Origin of the sequence: Pseudomonas sp. St386, assembly GCF_018325865.1 — a bacterium.
GTDB classification, from domain to species: Bacteria; Pseudomonadota; Gammaproteobacteria; order Pseudomonadales; family Pseudomonadaceae; genus Aquipseudomonas; species Aquipseudomonas brassicacearum.
Map to the genome: position 1 here is coordinate 410,207 of NZ_AP021900.1, position 22,058 is coordinate 432,264.

The following is a 22,058-nucleotide window of genomic DNA, read 5'->3' on the forward strand; positions in this document are numbered from 1 at the left end:
GCGCCGGCCAGGCACGTCAGTATCAATAGATGCTGAACGGGAAGTACTTGTCGTTGATCTTTTTATAGGTGCCGTCGGCAATGATTTCCTTGAGGGCGGCGTTCAGCTTGTTGCGCAGCTCGTCGTTACCCTTGCGCACCGCAATGGCGATCTTGTCGCCTTCCACCACCGGGTCGCCCTTGAATTCGTAAGCACGGCCAGCTTCGGTTTTCAGCCAGTCGTAGTTCACGTATTTGTCCGCCAGGATCGCGTCGACGCGACCGGAGGTCAGGTCCAGGTAGGCGTTTTCCTGGGTGTCGTAGAGCTTGGCGGTGATATCGCTGCCCAGTTCGTCTTCCAGCCAGGTACCGGCGAGGGTAGAGCGCTGTGCCCCGATGACCTTGCCTTTGAGAGATTCTTTATCGACTTTGAAATCGACGTTTTTCGGTGCGATGAATTGCAATTTGTTGGAGTAGTACGGGTCGGTGAAGTCCACGGCTTGCTTGCGCTCGTCGTTGACCGACAGCGAAGAAATCAGGAAGTCGAACTTCTGGGCCAACAGGGCGGGAATGATGCCGTCCCAGTCGGAGGTGACCACTTCGCATTCGACTTTCATCTTGGCGCAAAGGGCATCGCCGATGTCTTTATCGAACCCCACGACCTGGCCGCTGGCGTCCTTGTTGTTGAACGGAGGATAGGCCGCTTCGATGCCCATCTTCAGTTTGTCGGCCGCCATGGCGCTGGCCGAAAAGACCAGGCTGGCCGCTGCGGCCAGGAGGAATTTCTTGTAGGTCTGCATGTGTACTGCTCCGTTAGCGGTTGCTGGACATGAATTGTTTGCAGCGCGCCGAAAGCGGGTTCTCGAAGACCTGCTGTGGCGATCCTTGCTCCTCGACCAGGCCTTGATGAAGGAACACGACTTCGCTGGAAACCTGACGGGCGAACCCCATTTCATGGGTGACCAGCAGCATGGTGCGTCCTTCTTCGGCCAGGGCGCGGATCACACTAAGTACTTCCTGGACCATTTCCGGGTCAAGGGCGGAGGTGGGTTCGTCGAACAGAATCACCTTGGGCTGCATCGCCAGTGTGCGGGCGATGGCGGCGCGTTGTTGCTGGCCGCCGGACAGTTCGGCCGGGTAGGCGTGGCGCTTGTCGGCGATACCGACCTTGGCCAGCAGGGCTTCGGCCACTTCGACGGCTTCGGCCTTGCTCTGGCCAAGCACCCGGCGCGGCGCTTCGATGATGTTATCGAGCACGCTCATGTGCGGCCAAAGGTTGAAGTTCTGGAAGACAAAACCGATCTCGCTGCGCATGCGGTTGATCTGTTTGCCGTCGGCGGCCACCAGTTCACCGTTCTTTGCGGCCTTGAGCTTGAGCTCTTCGCCGGCCACCAGGATCTGGCCCTGGTTGGGGTTTTCCAGCAGGTTGATGCAGCGCAGGAATGTGGATTTGCCGGACCCGGAGGATCCGAGGATCGAGATCACATCGCCGTCGCGGGCGGTCAGCGAGACGCCTTTGAGCACCTCCAGCTGTCCGTAGCGTTTGTGCAGGTTGCGGATTTCAAGCGCGGGCGTGGCCTGGGCCATGTGCGGTCCTCATGGTATGTGCTCCCTTGCTGTTGGCTGCCTTCCTTGGCGAGGCGGCCAAGCTAGCATGCGTCCGAATGGCCGCCAACAGCGCTACGGGCGGTAAACCGGTGATGTGCGGCAGGTTGTCGCATCGGCGCAGCAGACTGTCGCGCCATCAACAACCTAACGGCCGTTTGAACCTGGTTTACCGGTGAAAAGTCCGGGGAGTCGCGTAAAAAAAGGCGCGATGGTGCCAGCTTTGGGCGGGGGTTGGAAGGGTTAAACGGATGAGCGTTGCCGCGATCAAAAGTCTGTTGGGTTATTCGGGCGCGTCCCACAGTATTTTGAGAACCTCTCTGAAGCTGACCCATGCAATTTTGAAATCCGCCTGCACTTCAGGGCTATGAAGCCAATGCTTCGCTGCTTCCTGATCGATATCGTCAGCCCAACTTCGGTAAGCGATCAGGGTATTTTCGACCAGGTTTTGGACTGCCATGGCCTCGTTTTCGGCATTTTGACTGTCCAGAAGCTCGGGCTGTTCATCCGTCATCGCAATGAGTAATCCGAGCATCCTGACCATCATGTCGATGCGCCCCGTCTTTTCTTCGGCGTCTTGCATCTCATAAAACAGTGACAGGAAATCTCCGGGGCGTTCTTTGAATTCGTCTTGCAGGGCATCCAGGAAATACGGATCGTCGTATTCGGGAAGATCAAACGTGACAGCAGGCTTGGTACGGCTGACGCGTATTTGCTTGGCTTTTGCTTTTGCACGCTTGGCGCGTTTTTTGTTGCTTGTTCGCGGAGGCCATGGGTGTGGTCCCGTTATTTGTAGTGGAAGTTAGATATTGGCATCGAGCATGAACTCGATCCATTGGAATCAGTTAAAGGCATAGGGCAATGAAGGGGCATGTAAATGGTATATGCCGGTTGTGCGATGGGTTCGTCCTAGTCAATAGTCCCAATCGATCTAAACCTTAACCCGCTACGGTGCTCCAAAAAGAACTCATGTGAGTTGTTTCCAGAACCTGGAGTCCTCGCCATGAAGCTCATTCATTATCTTATATTACCTTTCATCGCCATCAGCATCCTGCTGTTCCCCATCGCCCTCAACGCCACCAACCTCGCGCCCATAGACAACGCAGGCGTGCAGGTCCAACCCATGCAGCAGAACGGCATCACTTATCTGTCGGGCGGTATCGGTGAGGACGAAGCCCGGGCCATTGGGCAGGCCCAGGGTTACAACCTGCACATGACATTCGCGGTCGGCCCGGAAAACAAATACATCCCGGATGTGGAGGTCGTCATCCAGAACGCGTCGGGGCAAACGCTGCTGACGCTGACTGAGGCCGGACCGCTGGTTTATGTGCAACTGCCGCCGGGCAAGTACAGCGTGGTGGCGACGCGCAAAGGTGAGGCGCGGCGCGACACTGCTGAGATAGGCAGCGGGGCCGCGCGCAACCTGGTGTTCCATTGGAACGGTGACGAATAACCGGCCGGCTTATTCGCTGGCGGGTTCTTCCATCGACTGGCGATACCGATCCAGCGCCTCGCTGAAGTCGTTGATGAACTCCGGTGTGCTGAGCCAGCGCTGGGCGGTCTCGCGGTCCATTTCATCGACCCACATGCGGTAGTCCACCAGCATGTCGGCGGCCAGGTTGGTCGCTGCCATGCTTTCGTTTTCGGCGTTTTTCAGGTCGAGCAGGCCTGGGCGTTCGATGATCATCTCGCTCAGGGACGCGAGCAGCGTGTCGAGCATTTCACTGCGGCTGATGGCCTCGGCTTCGCGCAGCTTGGCGAACAGTTCCAGCACGTAGACCGGTGGTTGGGCGGTGGCGTGGGCCGGGTCGCCATACATTGGGATCGATTTGCGCCCGGTCATGCGGATCTGCTTGGCTTTGTCTTTGGCGCGCTTGGCGCGTTTTTGCTGCTTGTTCAGTGAGGCCATTGGGCTTCGGTTTCCAATTCGTTAGGGGACGGTGCCTGGCTCAGTCGATTTTCGGCACGGTAAAGCGGAATTCGCTGCCCTGGCCTGGCTGGCTTTCGGCGTGCAGTTTACCGCCATGGGCCTGGACAATCCCCTTGGAAATGTACAACCCCAGCCCGGTGCCGTTCGGGTTGCCTTCCTTGGTCGTCCAGTAGCGCTCGAAAACATGAGGCAACTGCTCTGGCGCGATCCCTTCACCAGTGTCCCGAACGCTGAACACGATCTCATCGCCGACTGACATCGCACTGATGCCCACGGTGCCTTGTTGCGGTGTGAACTTGATGGCGTTGCCAATCAGGTTCGACAGCACTTGGAACAGCCGCTCGGGGTCGGCATTGATCCTCAGGTTGGGTTCGGCATGGAAGGAAATGTCGATGGCCTTGGCAGTGGCCAGCGGCGTCAGCAGCGAGCAGGCGTCTTCGAATATCTGGCTGACGTCCATCGGCTGGGGATTGATGGTGTAGCGTCCGGCATCGATGCGCGAGGTGTCGAGCAGGTCTTCCAGCAGCGCGTTCATGCGGCTGGTGGCCTGTTGCATGGTGTCGATGGCTGAAGAGATTCGCTTGGAACTGTGGGAGCCGTCGGAGCTGAAGGCCTTTCGCATCATGCCGCAGAGCATGGAAATGACCGTCATCGGGCTGCGCAGGTCATGGGACACCACGGCCACCAGTTCATCGCGGGCCTGCACGGCCTGGCGCTCCTTGCGCACCTGTCGGGCCAGATCGTTTTCCAGGGCCGAGCGCCGCAGGTCGTTGGCGGCGAACAGATCGCCATGGGTCCATTTGGTGCTGATGCCGGCCATTTCGACTTTCCAGATCTCGAAAGACGTCCGGGGCCGCAGGCGCAGGCCGGTCTCGCTGTTTTCCAGGTCCAGGGGTTTTTGCGGGTCGCCGCTCCATTGGAGGGTTTGTTTCACCTCGGGACGGAACCACAGCACGCCGTTTTCCACTGGCTTGGGCAGGTGGATCGCCAGCACGCCGCTCGCCACGTCCTGATAAGCCTGGGCAGGCGCGAAGTCGCTGCTCAGGTTGTGGTGGGATAACACCGGTTTGCCGGTTTCCAGGATCCATTTGTGCAGCTCGCGGATCTGTTCCGGTTCCGGGCACTGGCCGTGGCGGTGCAGCTTGTTGTCTTCGAAAATCGCCACGCCGCTGGCGCCGGTCAGGTCCATGAGCCGTTGTGGCTCATGGGACAGGCCATCGAAGACGTTTTCGCTGGACTCAGCCATGACGGTGGCGAGGACCTGGAGGTCTTCCAGCTTGGCGTCCCGTTGCCGGTTCAGTTCCAGGGCCTGCATGGCGCTGATCTGCAACGACAGCACCTGGCCGATGGTCTGGCAGGCCATGCGCATCTCATGGGGGACCAGCAGCGGCTGGCGATTGCCGCAACTGATCAACCCCCACAGGCGTTCGCCTTCCATCAGCGAGATGCTCATGGAGGACAGCACGCCCATGTTTTTCATGTATTGGCGGTGGATCGGCGAGACGCTGCGCAGCGTGGCAAAACTCAGGTCCAGGGGCGCCTGGGCGTCGGGCCGCAGTTCCGGGACCAGCGGCACCGGCGCGTAGTCGGCGTTGGGGATGATCCGCAGCCAGTTGGTGCGATACAGCTCGCGGGCCTGTTCGGGAATATCCGAGGCCGGGAAAAACAGGCCCTTGTAGAGCTCCATCGACGGCGCGCTGGCCTCGGCGATCACCTGGCCGTGGCCTTCTTCCTCGAAGCGGTAGATCAGTACCCGGTCGTAACCGGTCATGGCCTGGATTTCCCGCACGCTGATTTCGTACAGGGCCTGGAGGGTTTTCGCACTTTGCAGGCGTTGCAGCATGCGGCCCAGGTTGGCCTCGCCGCTGACGCCTTCAGGGCGATAGTCGCTCAGGTGTTGCTCCAGTTCGACGATCAGGGCGCCCTGATGGCGATGCACCAAGGCGTCAAAGCGCTGCTGGTTCACGACAATGGCCACGGGCACGTTGTCGCTTTCCGGGGCGGCGCGACAGGCGACCAGGATCGCCTCGGCCTGTTCCAGCCCCAACAGTGCGTCCAGCGTCTGGCCCAACAGCCTGTGGGGATCCTGACCCATCAATTGCAAGGCGTTGGCGCTGACCTGACGGATCACGAAATCGGGTTCGGACAGCATCAACAGCACGCCATGAGGCTGGATGGCCCCGGGGAAGCGAATCGGTTCATCTGCGCAATTGGCCAGCAGCTCTTCGAAGGCTTCCTGGTTTTCCGGGGTCATAACAGTACCTTTTGGCTGTCCAGCCAGTGTTCGAAATGAGTGAACGTCGCCTTGGCGGCGCTTGTGACTTCGAGCGTCTGGGTCTCGCCAAGGTTCCTGTCGTCCAGGTACTGAAGGAAATCCTTCCAGCGTCGGCCGGTGAGTTCGCCATACACATTGAGAAAGGCAGCACCGCTGCAAGCATCGAGACCGAGCTGCTCGGCCACCCTGCGCCGCAGGATCTGCCCGCCGAGAGTCGCACCTTCCAACACATAGGAAACGCCGAGGGCGGCGGCCCGGGAGTCGATGCGCGGCAGCGCCTGGCAGGTGGGCAATGCCTCGATAGCGGTTTCATCCAGGCCCAGTGCCGTGAGGTCGGCCCGCAATACCGGAAGTTTGATGCGCAGGGACTGGTCCAACCCGGCCGGAATCAGTGCCAGCACATGTAGCCGTTGTTCCAGCGGTTGATAAAAACCGTAGTAGGCCGCCATCAGGCGTCGGTACAGATCCAGGTCCAACTGTGGCGAGAAAAATGGCAGGCGTTTTTCCAGGGCGACGTGCAGTTCAGCGGTTTCGGTCCGCAATGCCTGGATCAGAGAAGGGTGGGGCGCGGCCGGTGACATGCAGGATGAAGCTCGTTGACTGAAGCATTGCTGGAAAAAAAGCGCGCCAATCTTACATGGGTTTTTTGAGTGTGCGCTCATCAGGTTGGCCTTCACTTCTTCAAGTCGCGGTACCCGATTGCCGCCCCTCTTCAAGTCGCGCCTGTTCGCGATCCAGCTCGTACAAAGCACTTGAGCAGGTAGTTGTAGAAGACCAGGTCGATGTAGAAGTCTTTGCTTTCGGTGCTGATGCGCTGTTGGCGGGCGACAAAGGCGAAGCCTTTTCCCAGTTCCAGAAGGAAGCCTTGTAGCTGGTCGATCAGGGCTTGTTCGAGGTCGGTTTCCAGCGGCATGCCGGTATTGGGCAATCCTAGGAACTCAAGGACCACGGGATCCCTGACGATGTCCCTGGGACCGAAATCCAGCTTCTCAAGATTGGCGGCCGCTTCCTGCTCTACCGCAGGCCGGTCATGGCTTGCCAGGAGACGTTCGTAATAGAACGTGCCGATCTGTCGTTCCAAGGCGCGGGTGGACCAGTTTTGAGTGACGGCTTCGTTCATGTACCAACGGCGTGCATTCGCATTTTCGACGCGTGGCAGCGTTCGATAGTGAGTCCAGCTCAATTCGTGACGCAGTGCGTCACAGATTGGAAACGCCTGATAAAAGAGGCGCATGTAGCGCAAATTTGAGAGGAAAAATAGCTGATTGACGCAGGACGGGTATGACGCCGTCCCATGTTGGTTGACCTTGGCTTGTAGGAACTATTCCCGCAGCCTGTCAGCCACCGCGAACCCCTTCGCCACAAAGCGCTTGGCGGGTGACAGTCAGACCTTGCCTTGCGCCAGTGCCTGGGATGCAGCCACATAATCGGCCTGGAATTGCTTGCTTTCCACCCAATCCAGCGCGGTCTGTTCATCCACACCGGTGGTCAAGCGGCGGTATTCGATCAATGCGGTAAAGATGAAGTCGGTCGCTTCTTCCTCACCTTCCTGCTCCAGCACCAGCTCCAGCAGTGGATGCCCCAGGAAGGCGATGCACATGGCCTGCTGGCTGATCTTTTCGGCAGCGCCCATGAGTTGGAACATCTCCGTCAGGTCCACGGTTTCCAGATCGATGCGCTCGTCGTTCGGGTCGAGGAAATCGTTCGGCGCAGCAGCACGCTTGGTACGGTTCTGCTTGGCTTTCGCCTTGGCGCGCTGGCTGCGCTTCTGCTGTTTGTTCGCCGATGACATAGTCGGATTCCTGATGGATAAGGCTATCTATCCTACAGCTTCAGCGGGAGTGCTTCGAATCTCAATCCACTACGAAGAGCGTAGCCCCCGATGAAGTGGAGGATCGATGGGGCTCGGCCTGGTCGGCTACCTGGTAGCTCATGCCGGGCTTGAGCAAAAATTGCCGGCCATCTTCAAGTTCAGTATTGAGCTCGCCCTTGAGGCAAAACAGGATGTGGCCCTTGGTGCACCAATGGTCGGCCAGGTACCCCGGCGTATATTCCACCATCCGCACGCGAATGTTCCCGAACTGTTGGGTGCGCCAATAAGCGATTCCGGTGATGCCTGTGTGCTCGGTGGGTTCGATGGTTGACCAATCGGTGGTGCCAAAGGGGATGCCGGTGATGTCCATGTCGACTCGCTTGCTGGAGGGGAGCGGACGAATGTAGCCGAGTCGATAAGGCGGAGGAAGAAAATCCCGGACAATAAAAAACCCCGATCAATTTCTTGATCGGGGTTTTCGGTATTTGGTGCCCAGAGACGGAATCGAACCGCCGACACGGGGATTTTCAATCCCCTGCTCTACCGACTGAGCTATCTGGGCAACGGGGCGCATTAAACGGGTTTTTCAGGGGGGCGTCAAGCAAGTTTTCAAAAAATATTTAACTATTACCGTCGCTTACGATCCGCCCCCGTACTGAACAGCTTATTCGGACGGCGGTACGTAGCCTTCGGCCTTGGCGTAATCTTCGCCGGAAAAGTACTTGTCCATCTCGCCCTGAAGGTATTTGCGATCTTCAGCGTTCATCATGTTCAGGCGTTTTTCATTGATCAGCAGGGTCTGGTGTTTCTGCCAGTCGGCCCAGGCCTTGGCCGAGACGTGGTCGTAGATGTCCTGGCCCTTGGCGCCCGGGAAGGGTGCACGTTCCAGGCCTTCCAGTTCTTCTTTGTACTTGCGGCACATGATGGTGCGGGTCATTGCAACTCTCCTGCGTTCATTACGGCAGCCGCGCGTTCGAGCAAGGTTTTGACCGGGGCGGCAAGGCCCAGGCGCGGCGGGGTGGCGAGGTTATACCAGAGCCAGTCGGCCTCGGCCACGTGATGGCCGGTTTCCCGGACCCGGACCAGCCAGGGTTCGATCGCCAACTGGAAGTGGCTGAAGGTGTGCACCAGGCTTGGCATTTCCTGTTGGCTGCCCAACTCCAGCGAGTGTTGCAGGGCCAGATGCTGCAGGTCGTCGAGGTCGTCAAGTTCCGGCAGGCTCCACAGACCGCCCCACAGCCCCGTGGAAGGGCGACGGTAAAGCAGGATCGCGCCTTCGTGGTTTGCCAGCATCGGCATCAAGGTGCGCTTCTTGGGCACTTCCTTGCGAGGCTTGGGAATCGGGTAGCGGGTTTCCAGGCCCAGCATGTGGGCCTCGCAGCCTTGCTTCAGCGGGCAGAGCAGGCAACTGGGCTTGCTACGGGTACAGAGCGTGGCGCCCAGGTCCATCATCGCCTGGGTGTAGGCGTTGACGCGGTCCTGTGGCGTGAAGCGCTCGGCGGTGGCCCACAGCTGTTTCGCAACCTTGGGTTCGCCTGGGTAGCCTTCCTGGGCGGTGAAGCGCGCCAGTACCCGCTTGACGTTGCCATCGAGAATCGGCGCCCGCAGGCCCATGCTGATGCTGGCAATGGCACCGGCGGTGGACAGGCCGATCCCCGGCAACTCGGTGAGTTTTTCCACGTCCCGGGGAAATTCGCCGCCGTACTGCTCGACGACGATTTTCGCGGTTTTCTGCAAGTTGCGCGCACGGGTGTAATAGCCCAGCCCGGTCCACAGGTGCAGCACTTCGTCCTCCGGCGCGGCGGCCAGGGCTTGAACGGTGGGCAGCGAGGCCATGAACCGGTCGAAGTAGTTGAGCACGGTACTGACCTGGGTCTGTTGCAACATGATTTCCGAGACCCACACCCGATAGGGCGAGATGGCTTGTTGCCAGGGCAAATCGTGGCGCCCGTGGCGGTCGAACCAGTCCAGTACGGCGGTGGAAAACTGCTCGGCTCTCATCGCTTGAACAGCCCCTTGAGTGCATCTTTGAGTTCGGGGCTGACCTTGTCGCCCAGCTTCTCATCAATCTTGTCGCCGAGACGGTCACCGGCCAGTTTCGCCGCGACCTTGCCCAGCCCGTCGTTGTCCAGGCGGCAGGCCTTGGCGCCCAGTTCCAGCGGGCCGCGGCAGCGCAATGGCCATTCGACGTCGACGTAGCGTTCATTGACCTGGCAGGCCGGGTCGGGCATGTCGCTCTTGTCGCCTTCGACGATGACGCCGACGCGATAGTCCATGCCCAGTACCCGCAGGTCGATGTCGCCGTTGCCGTTGACGGTCATGCCGGGGATGCGGACTTTCAGGTCCGGGTTGTTGGCAACGCCATTGTTGAAGGTGAGATTGCCGTTGAGTTGCTGGAACGGCGTGTCCTTGCCCCGGGGTTCGCCGCTGAGGGTCTTGCGATTGAGGGTGGCGATGCCTTTGCACAATTGCTGTTCGAGGTTGGCATTGAGCAGCACGCCATCGTTGATGACGAACCCGGCGGTGCCGTTGAGGCTGTCGATCAGGGCTTTCTGGCTATTGCCGCTGGCGGTGATCGCGCTGTTGACGGTGACCAGGCCTTTGACCGGCGGATTCTTGCCTTGGCTTTCGATGATCTTCTCGGCAGGGACCCGGTTGATGCGCGTTTGCAGGCTCAGTTGCGGCGTAGGCTGGCGCACGTCCAGGGTGCCCTTGGTTTCGAAGTTACCGCTGTACAGGTCGCCTCGCAGGTTCTCCAGGGTCAGCAGGCCGCCCCGGCCGGTGGCCTTGAGCGCAGCGTTCTGGATCGGCAGTTTATCGAGAGTCAGTTGCCCGAAGGTCAGGTCGGCATCGAGGTCCAGCTTGCTCAGGCGTTCCACTGGAAACAGTCGATCGTTACTCCAGGCGCCCTGGGTCGGGGCGCTTGGCAGCGGTGTACTGCCGGCACCGACCATGGCGCTGGCTTCGGTGTTGCTGACTTCGGCCTCACGGGCCGCCTTGGAACTGTCGGCTTCGGCGGACTTTGGCGCCAGGTAACGGTCGACGTTGAACGTGTCGGCCTTGAGCTGCGCACGCAGGGACTGCTTGGCAAAGTCCTCCACGGCAATACGACCGCTGAAGTTGCTGTCGTCCACTTTCATGTTGATGTCGTTGAACTCGACACTGGTTGGCGTACCGGCAATGCGGCTGGACAGCTCTACTTTGCTCAGGCTGCCTTCGGCCATGGCTGGGAGTTTCTGGCCAACGCTGTCGACGAACTTCGCCAAGTCGAACTGGGCGATGGACACGCCGCCATTCAACTGCGGAGTCTTGTCGAGGTCGTTGACCTTCAGTTCACCCAGGGCGCGCAGTTGATTGAGCGACAGTTTGATGCCGGTCCATTCGGCGACGTTTGCGGCTTTGTCCAGGAACAGTTGGCCTTGGGCGGCGAAGTTCAGGGTCTTGCCCTGCAAGGGGTCGCCAGTGGCTTCGCCGGACAGTTTCAGGTCTTCGAACTTGTAGCGCTTCAAGGCACGTTCGAAGCGCAGTTCACCCGTCACTTCGGTGCGTACGCGTACGGCCGGCTGGTTGCTGGACAGGAATGCGGTCAGGGTGACCGGAATGTTGGTGGAGTCATGGACCGGGCCGGTGCTCAGTTGAATGCTCTCGGCCGTGAACAGCTTGCCGGTCTGCTCGTCGGTGTATTCGACCCGGGCGTTGTTCACGGTCAGGCTGTCGATATCCAGTCGGGTCGGCTGGGCAGGTTTTTCTGCCGGGGTGCTGACAGGTGGGGTCGGTTGTTCAGCCGGCACGGGTGCCGGCGCGTTCGCCGTCGACGCAGAGGCCGGCACCTTGCCGATGTCTTCCCAGTTGCCGTGCCCGCTCTTGTCACGGTTGAGCCGCAGGTTCAGGCCTTCGACCCGCACATCGCTCATTTGTACTTCCCGGCGCAGCAGCGGTATTACCCGGACCGAAAGGCCGAGCATCTGCAGGTCGGCGAAAGGCTGGGTCGGACTGGCCAAGGTAGCGACGCTGGCGTCGTGCAACTCAAGGCCCAGCCACGGAAACAGGCTCCAGCCGATGTCGCCATTGAGGGTCAGCTCGATGTGGGCCTTGTCGCGGGCTATCTGGCGGATCTCTTCTTTGTAGTCGTTGGGATCGAACAGGTGGGTCAGGGCAAAGCCCAGGGCCACGATGATCAGCAACAGCCCGAGAAGTACCAGACCCAGGATTTTGCCGAACGCTTTCATGGGCGAATCCTTGTAGGTTGAGTTCAAAATTTAGCCGGGAGTATAACGCTGTGGGTTGGTGGTGGTGCGTTAGGACCGCAAATCCACTGTGGGAGCGAGCTTGCTCGCGATAACGGTGTGACAATCAATGAAGGTGTTGCGTGTGCGACCGCCATCGCGAGCAAGCTCGCCCCACAGTGGTTTCTAATCCTGGACCAGCATCAGTCCCAGCTTGGCCGCCAGCGCCTGGGCTTGCAGATGCCCGGCTGGGGCCAACAAGTGCAGCTCGGCACCGTTTAGCGCGGCCATTCGCCGGGCTTCGCTCACCAGCCGTTCAGCCACGCCACGGCGACGGGTAACGTTTCGTACGCACAGGTGGGACAAGCGCCAGGCGTTCTGGTGCCGTTGCAGGCGTGCTGCACCAAGCAGTCGGTCATTGAAGCGTGCCGCGATCAGCGAGCCTTCCTCGAGGCATTGCGCGATCAATTGCTTGGCATCGCTAAACGGTTCGAACAGCCAGGCCGGGGCATCCCGGTAGATTTTCTGCAGGTCCTGCTGGTCTTGGCAGGTGGCTTCGTTCAGGTGCTCGACGACGATGGGCATACGGATTCCTGAAAAATAAACGGTTCACGGCCTACAGAAAGTCAGTAATGGCGCGATAAGACAGATGAAACGAAAAAGGTGATATCACTTTGACTCTTCTGTAACGATCAAATGGTAACCTTTGCCTGTTCGCCCGTCTTTCTGCGGCGTAATGTCGCACTAATATGGAGCCTTACCAGAAAATACAGTCATGCCTGCGTGCAATGAAGGCTGACGGTGATGCGTGACTGGCGAACCATTCTAATAACTGGGGGATACACAAATGAGCACGAGCATCACGGCCGGCGGCGTCGCCGACCAGCCTGCGTTCCTCTCCAAGGAGCGCATCATCGCCAAGCCCGGTTTCAACCGGTGGCTGGTTCCACCGGCCGCACTGGCCATTCATCTCTGCATCGGCATGGCCTACGGCTTCTCGGTGTTCTGGCTGCCACTGTCCAAAGCCTTGGGTGTCACCAAGCCTGTGGCCTGTGCACCGGATATGAGCTTCATCTCGCAAGTCTTTTCGTCCCAATGTGACTGGCCGATCTCGATGCTCGGTTGGATCTACACCCTGTTCTTCATCTTCCTGGGTTGCTCGGCAGCCATCTGGGGCGGCTGGCTGGAACACGCCGGGCCACGCAAGGCCGGCGTTGTATCGGCATTGTGCTGGTGCGGTGGCCTGCTGATTTCCGCGCTGGGTATCTATACCCACCAGATCTGGCTGATGTGGGTCGGTTCCGGGGTGATCGGTGGTATCGGCCTGGGCCTGGGCTACATCTCCCCGGTGTCGACCCTGATCAAGTGGTTCCCGGACAAGCGTGGCATGGCCACCGGCATGGCGATCATGGGCTTCGGCGGCGGTGCGATGGTCGGTGCTCCGCTGGCTGCGGCGCTGATGAGCCATTTCGCTTCGCCAACCGGCGTGGGCGTATGGCAGAGCTTCCTGGTCATGGCCGCGATCTACTTCGTGTTCATGATCGGTGGCGCCTTGTCGTACCGCGTTCCGCCAACCGGCTGGAAGCCTGAAGGCTGGACCCCGGCACCGAAGAAAGCCGCGAACGCGATGATCACCCATCGCCACGTTCATGTGAACGTTGCCTGGAAAACCCCGCAGTTCCGTCTGGTATGGCTGGTGCTGTGCCTGAACGTATCCGCCGGTATCGGCATTCTCGGCATGGCTTCGCCACTGTTGCAGGAAGTGTTCGGCGGCAAGTTGCTCGGCAATGACCTGCCTTTCGGTCAGTTGGACGCCGTGCAACTGGGCCAGATCGCGGCCATCGCCGCTGGTTTCACCGGTCTGCTGAGCCTGTTCAACATCGGCGGCCGGTTCTTCTGGGCATCCTTCTCGGATTACCTGGGTCGTAAAAACACCTATTTCGTGTTCTTCGCCCTGGGCTTTGCCCTGTACGCGCTGATCCCGAACCTGGGTCACCTGGGCAGCGTCGCGCTGTTCGTGGCGGCGTTCTGCATCATCCTGTCGATGTACGGCGGCGGTTTCGCCACTGTGCCGGCCTACCTGGCGGACCTGTTCGGTACGCAAATGGTCGGCGCGATCCACGGTCGTCTGCTGACTGCCTGGGCAGCGGCGGGCGTGCTGGGTCCGGTACTGGTGAACTACCTGCGTGAATATCAACTGAGCATCGGCGTTGAACGTGCCGCGGCCTATGACATCACCTTGTACATCCTCGCCGGCCTGCTGGTGCTGGGCTTCCTGTGCAACCTGCTGGTCCGTCCGGTCGCCGACAAGTACTTCATGACCGACGCCGAACTGGCCGCCGAACAGGCGCTGGGCCATGACAAAGGCGCCGACAGCACCACTTCGCTGGAGTGGAAAGCTGCGCCGGGCACCAAGCCCCTGGCGATCGCCGCCTGGCTGGTGGTGGGCATTCCATTGGCGTGGGGTGTGTGGGTGACCCTGCAGAAGACGGCGGTGTTGTTCCACTAAGACCGTTGCCCTGACCATCAGGTGAGGGCAAACCTTGTGGGAGCGAGCTTGCTCGCGATGAGGGTGTGTCAGTCGACATCATGGTCGGCTGACCCACCGCTATCGCGAGCAAGCTCGCTCCCACATTTGTTTTATGTGTGGTGAAAGCTTGTATGGACATGTCTATCGCCGACAACCCGTCAGGGATATCACCTCCCGTGTTTCTGTTTGCCGCTCGCGCCCCTATAATGGCTGCCTTTTTCGCCCAATGATTTTGCGGAGCTGGTGATGGCCGAACGTAAGGCGTCTGTCGAGCGCGACACTCTGGAAACCCAGATCAAAGCCTCGATCAACCTGGATGGCACCGGAAAGGCCCGGTTTGATATCGGCGTGCCTTTTCTTGAGCACATGCTGGACCAGATCGCCCGTCACGGGCTGATCGACCTGGACATCGTCAGCAAGGGCGACCTGCATATCGACGACCACCACACGGTGGAAGATGTCGGTATCACCTTGGGCCAGGCCTTTACCAAAGCCATCGGCGACAAGAAGGGCATCCGTCGCTACGGCCATGCCTACGTGCCGCTTGATGAAGCGCTGTCGCGCGTGGTCATCGACTTCTCCGGCCGTCCGGGCCTGCAGATGCATGTGCCGTACACCCGTGCCACCGTCGGCGGCTTCGACGTTGACCTGTTCCAGGAATTTTTCCAGGGCTTCGTCAACCACGCCAACGTGACCCTGCACATCGACAACCTGCGCGGGCACAACACCCACCACCAGATCGAAACCGTGTTCAAGGCTTTCGGCCGCGCGCTGCGCATGGCCGTCGAGCTCGATGACCGCATGGCCGGCCAGATGCCTTCCACCAAGGGCGTCCTGTAATGCAGACGGTCGCGGTTATCGACTACGGCATGGGCAACCTGCACTCGGTGGCCAAGGCCCTCGAGCACGTGGGTGCCGGCAAGGTGCTGATCACCAGCGATGCCGACGTGATTCGCGAAGCCGACCGGGTGGTGTTTCCCGGCGTCGGTGCGATTCGTGATTGCATGGCCGAGATTCGTCGCCTGGGCTTCGACAAGCTGGTGCACGAAGTCAGCCAGGACCGTCCGTTCCTGGGCATCTGCGTGGGCATGCAAGCCTTGCTCGAGCACAGCGAAGAGAACGACGGCGTCGATTGCATTGCCATGTTTCCAGGCCAGGTGAAGTTTTTCGGCAAGGGCCTGCATGAAGACGGCGAGCACCTGAAAGTCCCGCACATGGGCTGGAACGAAGTGAAGCAGACGGTGGATCACCCGCTGTGGCACAACATCCCGGACCTGGCGCGCTTCTACTTCGTGCACAGCTACTACATCGCCGCCGGTAATGCGCGGCAGGTAGTGGGCAGCGGTCACTATGGCGTCGATTTCGCCGCGGCCCTGGCCGATGGCTCGCGCTTCGCCGTGCAGTTCCACCCCGAGAAGAGCCATACCCATGGCCTGCAACTGTTGCAGAACTTCGCAGCGTGGGACGGGCGCTGGTAATGGCCCGCAAGAAACCGCCGATCCTCACCCTCACGTCCGAGCAGGAGAGTGAAGCGAACCGCAAGATCCAGCGGTTCATGGAGGACCGTTTCGAGCTGGACCTGGGCTCGTTCGAAGCGGCGGAAATTCTTGACCTGTTTACCCGCGAAATTGCTCCGCATTATTACAATAGGGCGATTTTCGATGTGCAGACGCACCTTAAAGAAAGGTTCGAAAGCATTGAAAGCGACTTGTGGGCGCTCGAGAAAAACTGATTTTCGAGCCAAGCTGAATATTCGTATTTGAAGGTTTGCCAGATGCTGATTATCCCCGCTATCGATCTCAAGGACGGCGCTTGCGTACGTCTGCGTCAGGGCCGCATGGAAGACTCCACGGTGTTTTCCGATGACCCGGTGAGCATGGCCGCCAAGTGGGTGGAGGGCGGCTGCCGTCGCCTGCATCTGGTCGACCTGAACGGCGCCTTCGAAGGACAACCGGTCAATGGCGAAGTGGTCACGGCCATTGCCAAGCGCTACCCGAACCTGCCGATCCAGATCGGCGGCGGCATTCGTTCGCTGGAAACCATCGAGCACTACGTCAAGGCTGGCGTGAGCTACGTGATCATCGGCACCAAAGCCGTGAAGGAGCCCGAGTTCGTTGCCGAAGCCTGCCGCGCTTTCCCGGGCAAGGTCATCGTTGGCCTGGACGCAAAAGACGGTTTCGTCGCCACTGACGGTTGGGCTGAAGTCAGCACCGTACAGGTGATCGACCTGGCCAAGCGTTTCGAAGCCGACGGTGTGTCTGCCATCGTCTACACCGACATCGCCAAAGACGGCATGATGCAGGGCTGCAACGTTCCATTCACCGCCGCCCTGGCCGCCGCGACGAAGATCCCGGTCATCGCTTCCGGTGGCATCCATAACCTGGGTGACATCAAGGCACTGCTCGACGCCAAGGCGCCGGGCATCATCGGTGCGATCACCGGTCGCGCGATCTACGAAGGCACCCTGGACGTCGCCGAGGCCCAGGCCTTCTGCGATACCTATAAAGGCTGAGGACTCACCATGGCGCTGGCCAAACGCATCATCCCTTGCCTGGACGTGGACAACGGCCGGGTGGTCAAGGGCGTCAAGTTCGAGAACATCCGTGATGCCGGCGACCCGGTGGAAATCGCCCGTCGCTACGACGAACAGGGTGCGGACGAGATCACCTTCCTCGACATCACGGCCAGCGTCGATGGCCGTGATACCACGCTCCATACCGTCGAGCGCATGGCCAGCCAGGTATTCATCCCGCTGACCGTGGGCGGTGGCGTGCGCACCGTGCAGGACATCCGCAACCTGCTCAATGCCGGTGCCGACAAGGTGTCGATCAACACTGCGGCGGTGTTCAACCCGGAATTCGTCGGTGAAGCGGCCCAGCACTTCGGTTCGCAGTGCATCGTCGTGGCCATCGACGCGAAGAAGGTCTCCGGCCCGGGCGAAACCCCGCGCTGGGAAATCTTCACCCACGGCGGCCGCAAACCCACGGGCCTCGATGCCGTGGAGTGGGCGAAGAAGATGGAAGGCCTGGGTGCCGGTGAAATCCTGCTGACCAGCATGGACCAGGACGGCATGAAAAACGGCTTCGACCTCGGTGTCACCCGCGCCATCAGCGATGCCCTGGGCATCCCGGTGATCGCTTCCGGCGGCGTCGGCAACCTGCAACACCTGGCCGACGGCATCCTGGAAGGCCATGCCAGCGCGGTGCTGGCGGCGAGCATTTTCCACTTTGGCGAATACACCGTGCCGGAAGCCAAGGCCTACATGGCGCATCGCGGTATCTGCATTCGCTGATCGCTGGACACCATGGCGGGCCCAAGGCACTCTTGGGCACACCATGGATTGCGGTAGCCAGACATGCTCAAACGCCTCGTTCTTGCCTTTGCCGGTGTCACGCTGCTGCTCGCAGGCACCGTCCGCGCCGCTGATACATCGCTGGTGTTGCTGACGGAAAATTTCCCACCGTACAACATGGCCAAGAACGGCAAGAACTTCGCTCAGGACGAGAACATCCATGGCATTGCCGTGGACATCGTCCGCGAAGTCTTCAAGCGTGCCGATATTTCCTACAGCCTGACACTGCGTTTCCCCTGGGAGCGGATCTACAAACTCGCCTTGGAAAACCCTGGCTACGGTGTTTTTGTCATGGCGCGGTTGCCGGAGCGTGAAAAGCTTTTCAAATGGGTTGGCCCCATCGGTCCGGATGATTGGATCATGCTCGCCAAGGCCGACAGCAAGATCGCCCTAGGTTCGCTGGAGCAGGCGCGCCAATACAAGGTCGGGGCCTACAAGGGCGACGCGATTGCCGAGACATTGGCCAAGCAAGGGCTGAACCCGATTGTCGTGTTGCGCGATCAGGACAACGCCAAAAAACTGGTCAACGGCCAGATCGATCTGTGGGCCACCGGCGATCCTGCCGGGCGTTACCTGGCGCGTCAGGAGGGGGTGACCGATCTCAAGACCGTGCTGCGCTTCAACAGTGCCGAGTTGTACCTGGCCTTGAACAAGGACGTGCCTGACGACGTGGTTGCCCGGCTTCAAAAGGCCCTGGATGAATTGCGCAAGGAAGGTGAAGTGGACGCGATCATGGCGCGGTATCTCTGAAGGTTGCGCCAGCCGGGTCGGCGCTACCGATAAACCCCATCCTTCCCATGCCCGACCATCGCCCGATTGCTGCGCAGGCTGATCATCGACTTGATGTCGATCCATTCGACGCCCTGTGCCTTGAGCTTGGGTAGCTCGCGTTCGAGCACGGCCAGGGTCTGTGGGTAGGGGTGGCCGATCATTACGGCCGAGCCTTGCCGGCGGGCCAGGTCGATAGCGGTCTGGAGCTGGCGGGCGATGGCCGCTTCGGTGCGCTCGTCGTCCAGGAACACGTCCCGCGACACGCTGGCGAGGCCGATCTTCTGCGCCTCGGCGGCGGCGACGGTCTGGGCGCTGGTGCGGCTGTCGACGAAAAATTTGTGTCGCTGCTGCAAGTTCGCCATCAGCCAGGCCATGGCCTGGGGTTGGGCGGTCATGCGGCTGCCCATGTGGTTGTTGATCCCGCTGGTATAAGGCACGGCAGCGAACGCGGCGTCGAGGCGCTTGCCCAGTTCTTCGATGGGCAGCTCCGGATGCCAGGCGAACGGCCCGGTGGCCGGGTCCATGGGCATGTGCAGCATGACCAGTTTGCCGGCACGATGGGCTTCGCGGGCGAATTCGGCGGCGTGGGGCGTGTCAGGCATGATCGCGGTGGTGACCGGGCCGGGGAGGGCCAGTACCCGGCGATCCCGGGGCAGGTTTTGCCCCAGGTCGTCGATGATCAGGCTCAGGTAGGCCTTGTGCGGTGGAGCGGGTGAAGCGGCGGGCGCAGCAAAGGCAGTGCCCGCCAGGCAGCACAACAGGCCGAGGATGAAGCGCCGGCCCATCTCAGCGGCCGGAAGTGATGTTCAACCCTTTGAGCAGGCTCAGGGCCTGGGCCAACTGGTAGTCGTCATCCTGTGGCATTGGCTTGGCCTTGCCACCGGAACCGGTCGGTTTGTCGGCGCCACCGTTGCCATTGCCCAGGTGACCTTGCAGGTCGGCTTCCTTGAAGTATTCGCCGTCCTGTTCGTTGGTGATCTTGGCCTTGCGCACCTCGATGTCCGGGACGATGCCCTGGGCCTGGATGGAGCGACCGTTGGGCGTGAAGTACAGCGCGGTGGTGATCTTCAGGGCGCGGTCGTTGTTCAGTGGCAATACGGTTTGCACCGAGCCTTTGCCGAAACTGGTGGTGCCCATGACCACGCCACGCTTCTGGTCCTGCAGGGCGCCGGCGACGATTTCCGATGCCGAGGCGCTGCCACCGTTGATCAGCACCACCAATGGCACGGCTTCGCTCAGGTCGTTGCCGGTGGCCGAGAAGCGCAGCTCGGAATTGGCGATGCGGCCCTTGGTGTAGACGATCAGGCCCTTGGTGATGAAGTGATCCACCACTTCCACCGCCGATTGCAGCACGCCGCCGGGGTTGTTGCGCAGGTCCAGGACCAGGCCGTTGAGCTTCTTGCCGTTGTCCTTGCGCATCTTGGCCAGGGCCTTGGCGACTTCTTCGCCGGTCTTGACCTGGAATTGGGTGATGCGGATGTAACCGTAGCCCGACTCCAGCAGCTGGCTCTTCACACTCTTGACCTGGATGACCGCCCGCGTGAGGGTCACGTCGAACGGCGTGCCACCGTCGCGCACCAGGGTCAGGGTGATCTTCTGGCCGATCTTGCCGCGCATCTTGTCCACGGCTTCGGTCATGCTCTGGCCGCGCGTCGGCTGGCCGTTGATCTTGACGATGAAGTCACCGGCCTGGATGCCGGCCTTGGAAGCAGGCGTGTCGTCGATCGGCGAAACCACTTTGACGAAACCGTCTTCGCTGCCGACCTCGATGCCCAGGCCGCCGAATTCGCCGCTGGTGCTTTCCTGCAGCTCGGCAAAATCCTCCGGCCCCAGGTAGGCCGAATGCGGATCAAGGTTGCTGAGCATGCCTTTGATGGCGTTCTCCAGCAGTACTTTGTCGTCCACCGGTTCGACATAGGCGGCCTTGATCCGGTCCATGACCTCGGCAAAGGTGCGCAGTTCGTCCAGCGGCAGCGGGGCCTTGGTGGTCGCGGCTGTGGCGGCGGGTGCCGACGGGGCCGGTTCGGCGGCGAAAGCCAGGGGCGCACCGATCACCAGGGCGATCGTCAGGGCCAGCGAGGTAAGGCGGGACAAATGCAGCATGTCGAACGAACTCCTTAATAGGATGGGCGCGCTTATCCTTGCGCACGACACCATTGGGCCGGGTCACTGGGGCGACCCTGCTGACGAATAGCGAAATACAGTGCTGGCGTATCCTGCCCGCCACTGTTGCCGACCGTGGAGATGGACTCACCGGCCTTGACCACATCCCCCGCGGACTTGAGCAGCGTCTGGTTGTGGCCGTACAGGCTCAAATAACCGTTGCCGTGATCCAGGATCACCAGCAGGCCGGCGCCGCGCAGCCAGTCGGCGAAGACCACGCGCCCGCCATGCACGGCATGCACCTGGCTGCCGGCGGAGGCGCTGATCATCACGCCGTCCCACTTGGTGCGGGTGTCGTCGCCGCGGGTTTCACCGAAGCGCGCAAGCAGTCGACCATTGACCGGCCATGGAAGTTTGCCCCGCGCCGACGCAAAAGCGCCGCCGAAGGTTTCGCCATCACTGGAAACCAGCGCGCCGGGGCTTGATTTCACCGGCTTGCGCGGCGCGTCGCCGGCATCTGCGTCGGCCTGGGCTTCACGCAAACGCTTTTTTTCGGCTTCCTGCTGGGCGATCAGCGCTTTCTGGCGCGCTTCTTCTGCCTCTCGGGCCTGGCGGGCCAGGGTTTCTTCGATGGTTTTCAACACATTGGCCAGTTCGGCCTGGTCCTGCTCGCGGGCCTTGAGCTTGCTGTCGCGAGCCTTCACGTCGTCATTGAGCTTGGCCAGGGCCACCTGGCGTTCCTTGCGAACCTTCTCGAGTTCTTCGCGCTGGGTGTCGAGGCTGCTTTTCTGCACCAGCAACTGGGCTTGCTGCAGTTCGATGTCTTTTTCGACATTGGCCAGTTGGCGCAGGGTTTCGTTGAAGTTCTTGAGCTGTTCCAGGCGGGCCTGGCTCAGGTAATCGTAATAAGTCAGGGTGCGGGCGAATTTCTCGGGATTCTGCTGGTTGAGCAGCAGCTTGAGGTATTCCTGGCGACCGTTCTGGTAGGCGGCCCGGGCCTGGATGGCGATCAGCTTTTGCTGTTCAGTGCGCGCGCTCTGGAGTTTTTTTTTCTCTCCATCGAGTCGTTGCAGCTCGGATTCGCTTTTCTTCAGCTCTTTTTGCAGGGCGTCGACCTGTTTCTCCAGATTGCCCATCTCGGTCTCGGTGCCGCGCAGGTCTTTCTGCACGCTGGATTTCTCTTCCTGCAACTTGCCCAGCAGTTTTTTCAGCTCGGCAATGTCCTGGCGCGTGGCTTCCAACTGTTGTTGGGTTTGCGCGCGCTCGTCGGCAAAGGCCGGTTGGAGCAAGCAGGTCAGAGCGAGGGCTATCAGGACGCGAAGCATAGAGGCGGGCGACACCAGGGAAAGGGACGGCCTAGTATGCCCGCCCCACGCTGCAAAAAAAACGCCCATTTGGGGCTGTGTGATAACTGGAGCGGTGCAGGGCACTTATTTCCCGCCAAACCCCTGTGGGAGCAAAGCCTGCTCGCGATG

The 22,058-nt window shown here is 60.5% G+C and carries 23 protein-coding genes, 1 tRNA gene and 1 pseudogene; 8 read left to right on the top strand and 17 right to left on the bottom strand.

What is annotated here, in order from left to right; translation table 11 throughout:
• Positions 1–22 precede the first annotated feature (22 nt).
• The 3 genes from KI235_RS01790 to KI235_RS30310 all read right to left on the bottom strand — a co-directional run bounded on the left by KI235_RS01790 (position 23) and on the right by KI235_RS30310 (position 2,166).
• Positions 23–778, bottom strand: coding sequence for an ABC transporter substrate-binding protein (locus KI235_RS01790; protein WP_003196792.1), 756 nt, complete (start codon positions 776–778; stop codon positions 23–25).
• 13 nt (positions 779–791) lie between these two features.
• Positions 792–1,565 (bottom strand): ABC transporter ATP-binding protein, encoded by a 774-nt coding sequence (locus KI235_RS01795; RefSeq protein ID WP_003196795.1) that lies wholly within the window; start codon positions 1,563–1,565, stop codon positions 792–794.
• A gap of 301 nt (positions 1,566–1,866) precedes the next feature.
• Positions 1,867–2,166 carry a hypothetical protein gene (locus KI235_RS30310; RefSeq protein WP_050516625.1) on the bottom strand — a complete coding sequence of 100 codons (300 nt, stop codon included), beginning with the start codon at positions 2,164–2,166 and terminating at the stop codon, positions 1,867–1,869.
• A 420-nt stretch (positions 2,167–2,586) separates the two neighbouring features.
• Here KI235_RS30310 and KI235_RS01805 point away from each other — a divergent pair, with 420 nt between their 5' ends.
• Positions 2,587–3,036 carry a carboxypeptidase regulatory-like domain-containing protein gene (locus KI235_RS01805; RefSeq protein WP_003196797.1) on the top strand — a complete coding sequence of 150 codons (450 nt, stop codon included), beginning with the start codon at positions 2,587–2,589 and terminating at the stop codon, positions 3,034–3,036.
• A 9-nt stretch (positions 3,037–3,045) separates the two neighbouring features.
• Here the strand turns inward: KI235_RS01805 and KI235_RS01810 are convergent, their stop codons facing one another.
• From KI235_RS01810 to panM, 11 genes and pseudogenes are all read right to left on the bottom strand, one after another.
• Positions 3,046–3,492: a hypothetical protein gene (locus KI235_RS01810; protein ID WP_028237794.1), complete on the bottom strand. Its 447-nt coding sequence runs from the start codon at positions 3,490–3,492 to the stop codon at positions 3,046–3,048.
• Positions 3,493–3,532: 40 nt separating this feature from the next.
• Positions 3,533–5,767: an ATP-binding protein gene (locus KI235_RS01815; protein ID WP_003196801.1), complete on the bottom strand. Its 2,235-nt coding sequence runs from the start codon at positions 5,765–5,767 to the stop codon at positions 3,533–3,535.
• Entirely contained in the window at positions 5,764–6,369 is a 606-nt protein-coding gene (locus KI235_RS01820) for a biliverdin-producing heme oxygenase (protein ID WP_003196803.1), read from the bottom strand. The genes KI235_RS01815 and KI235_RS01820 overlap by 4 nt, the downstream gene beginning before the upstream one ends.
• Positions 6,370–6,530: 161 nt before the next feature.
• Positions 6,531–7,037, bottom strand: a pseudogene (locus tag KI235_RS01825) (YhcG family protein); the annotation flags it as partial.
• Positions 7,038–7,172: 135 nt separating this feature from the next.
• A complete protein-coding gene (locus tag KI235_RS01830; protein ID WP_003196808.1) occupies positions 7,173–7,580 on the bottom strand; it encodes a hypothetical protein in 408 nt (135 codons plus the stop codon).
• A 61-nt stretch (positions 7,581–7,641) separates the two neighbouring features.
• Positions 7,642–7,971, bottom strand: coding sequence for a DHCW motif cupin fold protein (locus KI235_RS01835; protein ID WP_003196810.1), 330 nt, complete (start codon positions 7,969–7,971; stop codon positions 7,642–7,644).
• Positions 7,972–8,087: 116 nt separating this feature from the next.
• Positions 8,088–8,163: transfer RNA gene (locus KI235_RS01840), tRNA-Phe, on the bottom strand.
• A gap of 102 nt (positions 8,164–8,265) precedes the next feature.
• Positions 8,266–8,538, bottom strand: a complete 273-nt coding sequence (locus KI235_RS01845; protein ID WP_003196814.1) for an oxidative damage protection protein — start codon at positions 8,536–8,538, stop codon at positions 8,266–8,268.
• Complete coding sequence (gene mutY / locus KI235_RS01850) at positions 8,535–9,602, bottom strand: A/G-specific adenine glycosylase (RefSeq protein WP_003196816.1); 1,068 nt, start codon at positions 9,600–9,602, stop codon at positions 8,535–8,537. Before mutY ends, KI235_RS01845 begins: the two co-directional genes overlap by 4 nt.
• Positions 9,599–11,830, bottom strand: coding sequence for an AsmA family protein (locus tag KI235_RS01855; RefSeq protein ID WP_003196818.1), 2,232 nt, complete (start codon positions 11,828–11,830; stop codon positions 9,599–9,601). Before KI235_RS01855 ends, mutY begins: the two co-directional genes overlap by 4 nt.
• Positions 11,831–12,013: 183 nt before the next feature.
• A complete protein-coding gene (panM, locus tag KI235_RS01860) occupies positions 12,014–12,412 on the bottom strand; it encodes an aspartate 1-decarboxylase autocleavage activator PanM (protein ID WP_003196819.1) in 399 nt (132 codons plus the stop codon).
• Between the two features lie 262 nt (positions 12,413–12,674).
• On the opposite strand from panM, the gene KI235_RS01865 reads away from it, so the two are divergent.
• The 7 genes from KI235_RS01865 to KI235_RS01895 all read left to right on the top strand — a co-directional run bounded on the left by KI235_RS01865 (position 12,675) and on the right by KI235_RS01895 (position 18,459).
• Positions 12,675–14,336: an OFA family MFS transporter gene (locus tag KI235_RS01865; protein WP_003196821.1), complete on the top strand. Its 1,662-nt coding sequence runs from the start codon at positions 12,675–12,677 to the stop codon at positions 14,334–14,336.
• Positions 14,337–14,603: 267 nt separating this feature from the next.
• Entirely contained in the window at positions 14,604–15,197 is a 594-nt protein-coding gene (gene hisB / locus KI235_RS01870) for an imidazoleglycerol-phosphate dehydratase HisB (protein ID WP_003186751.1), read from the top strand.
• Positions 15,197–15,835, top strand: coding sequence for an imidazole glycerol phosphate synthase subunit HisH (gene hisH, locus KI235_RS01875; protein ID WP_003196824.1), 639 nt, complete (start codon positions 15,197–15,199; stop codon positions 15,833–15,835). The genes hisB and hisH overlap by 1 nt, the downstream gene beginning before the upstream one ends.
• Positions 15,835–16,089, top strand: a complete 255-nt coding sequence (locus KI235_RS01880; protein ID WP_003196826.1) for a DUF2164 domain-containing protein — start codon at positions 15,835–15,837, stop codon at positions 16,087–16,089. Before hisH ends, KI235_RS01880 begins: the two co-directional genes overlap by 1 nt.
• 42 nt (positions 16,090–16,131) lie before the next feature.
• Complete coding sequence (gene hisA, locus KI235_RS01885; protein WP_003196828.1) at positions 16,132–16,869, top strand: 1-(5-phosphoribosyl)-5-[(5-phosphoribosylamino)methylideneamino]imidazole-4-carboxamide isomerase; 738 nt, start codon at positions 16,132–16,134, stop codon at positions 16,867–16,869.
• Between the two features lie 9 nt (positions 16,870–16,878).
• On the top strand, positions 16,879–17,649 hold the full coding sequence (gene hisF / locus KI235_RS01890) for an imidazole glycerol phosphate synthase subunit HisF (protein WP_003196830.1): 771 nt from the start codon (positions 16,879–16,881) through the stop codon (positions 17,647–17,649).
• A 63-nt stretch (positions 17,650–17,712) separates the two neighbouring features.
• A complete protein-coding gene (locus KI235_RS01895; protein ID WP_013692067.1) occupies positions 17,713–18,459 on the top strand; it encodes an ABC transporter substrate-binding protein in 747 nt (248 codons plus the stop codon).
• Between the two features lie 23 nt (positions 18,460–18,482).
• Here KI235_RS01895 and KI235_RS01900 read toward each other — a convergent pair whose 3' ends face one another.
• The 3 genes from KI235_RS01900 to KI235_RS01910 are packed head-to-tail and all read right to left on the bottom strand — an operon-like array spanning position 18,483 to position 21,908.
• Entirely contained in the window at positions 18,483–19,265 is a 783-nt protein-coding gene (locus KI235_RS01900) for a divergent polysaccharide deacetylase family protein (protein WP_028237801.1), read from the bottom strand.
• Between the two features lies 1 nt (position 19,266).
• On the bottom strand, positions 19,267–20,583 hold the full coding sequence (locus KI235_RS01905) for a S41 family peptidase (RefSeq protein WP_003196836.1): 1,317 nt from the start codon (positions 20,581–20,583) through the stop codon (positions 19,267–19,269).
• A 32-nt stretch (positions 20,584–20,615) separates the two neighbouring features.
• Complete coding sequence (locus KI235_RS01910) at positions 20,616–21,908, bottom strand: murein hydrolase activator EnvC (protein WP_003196837.1); 1,293 nt, start codon at positions 21,906–21,908, stop codon at positions 20,616–20,618.
• Positions 21,909–22,058 lie beyond the last annotated feature (150 nt).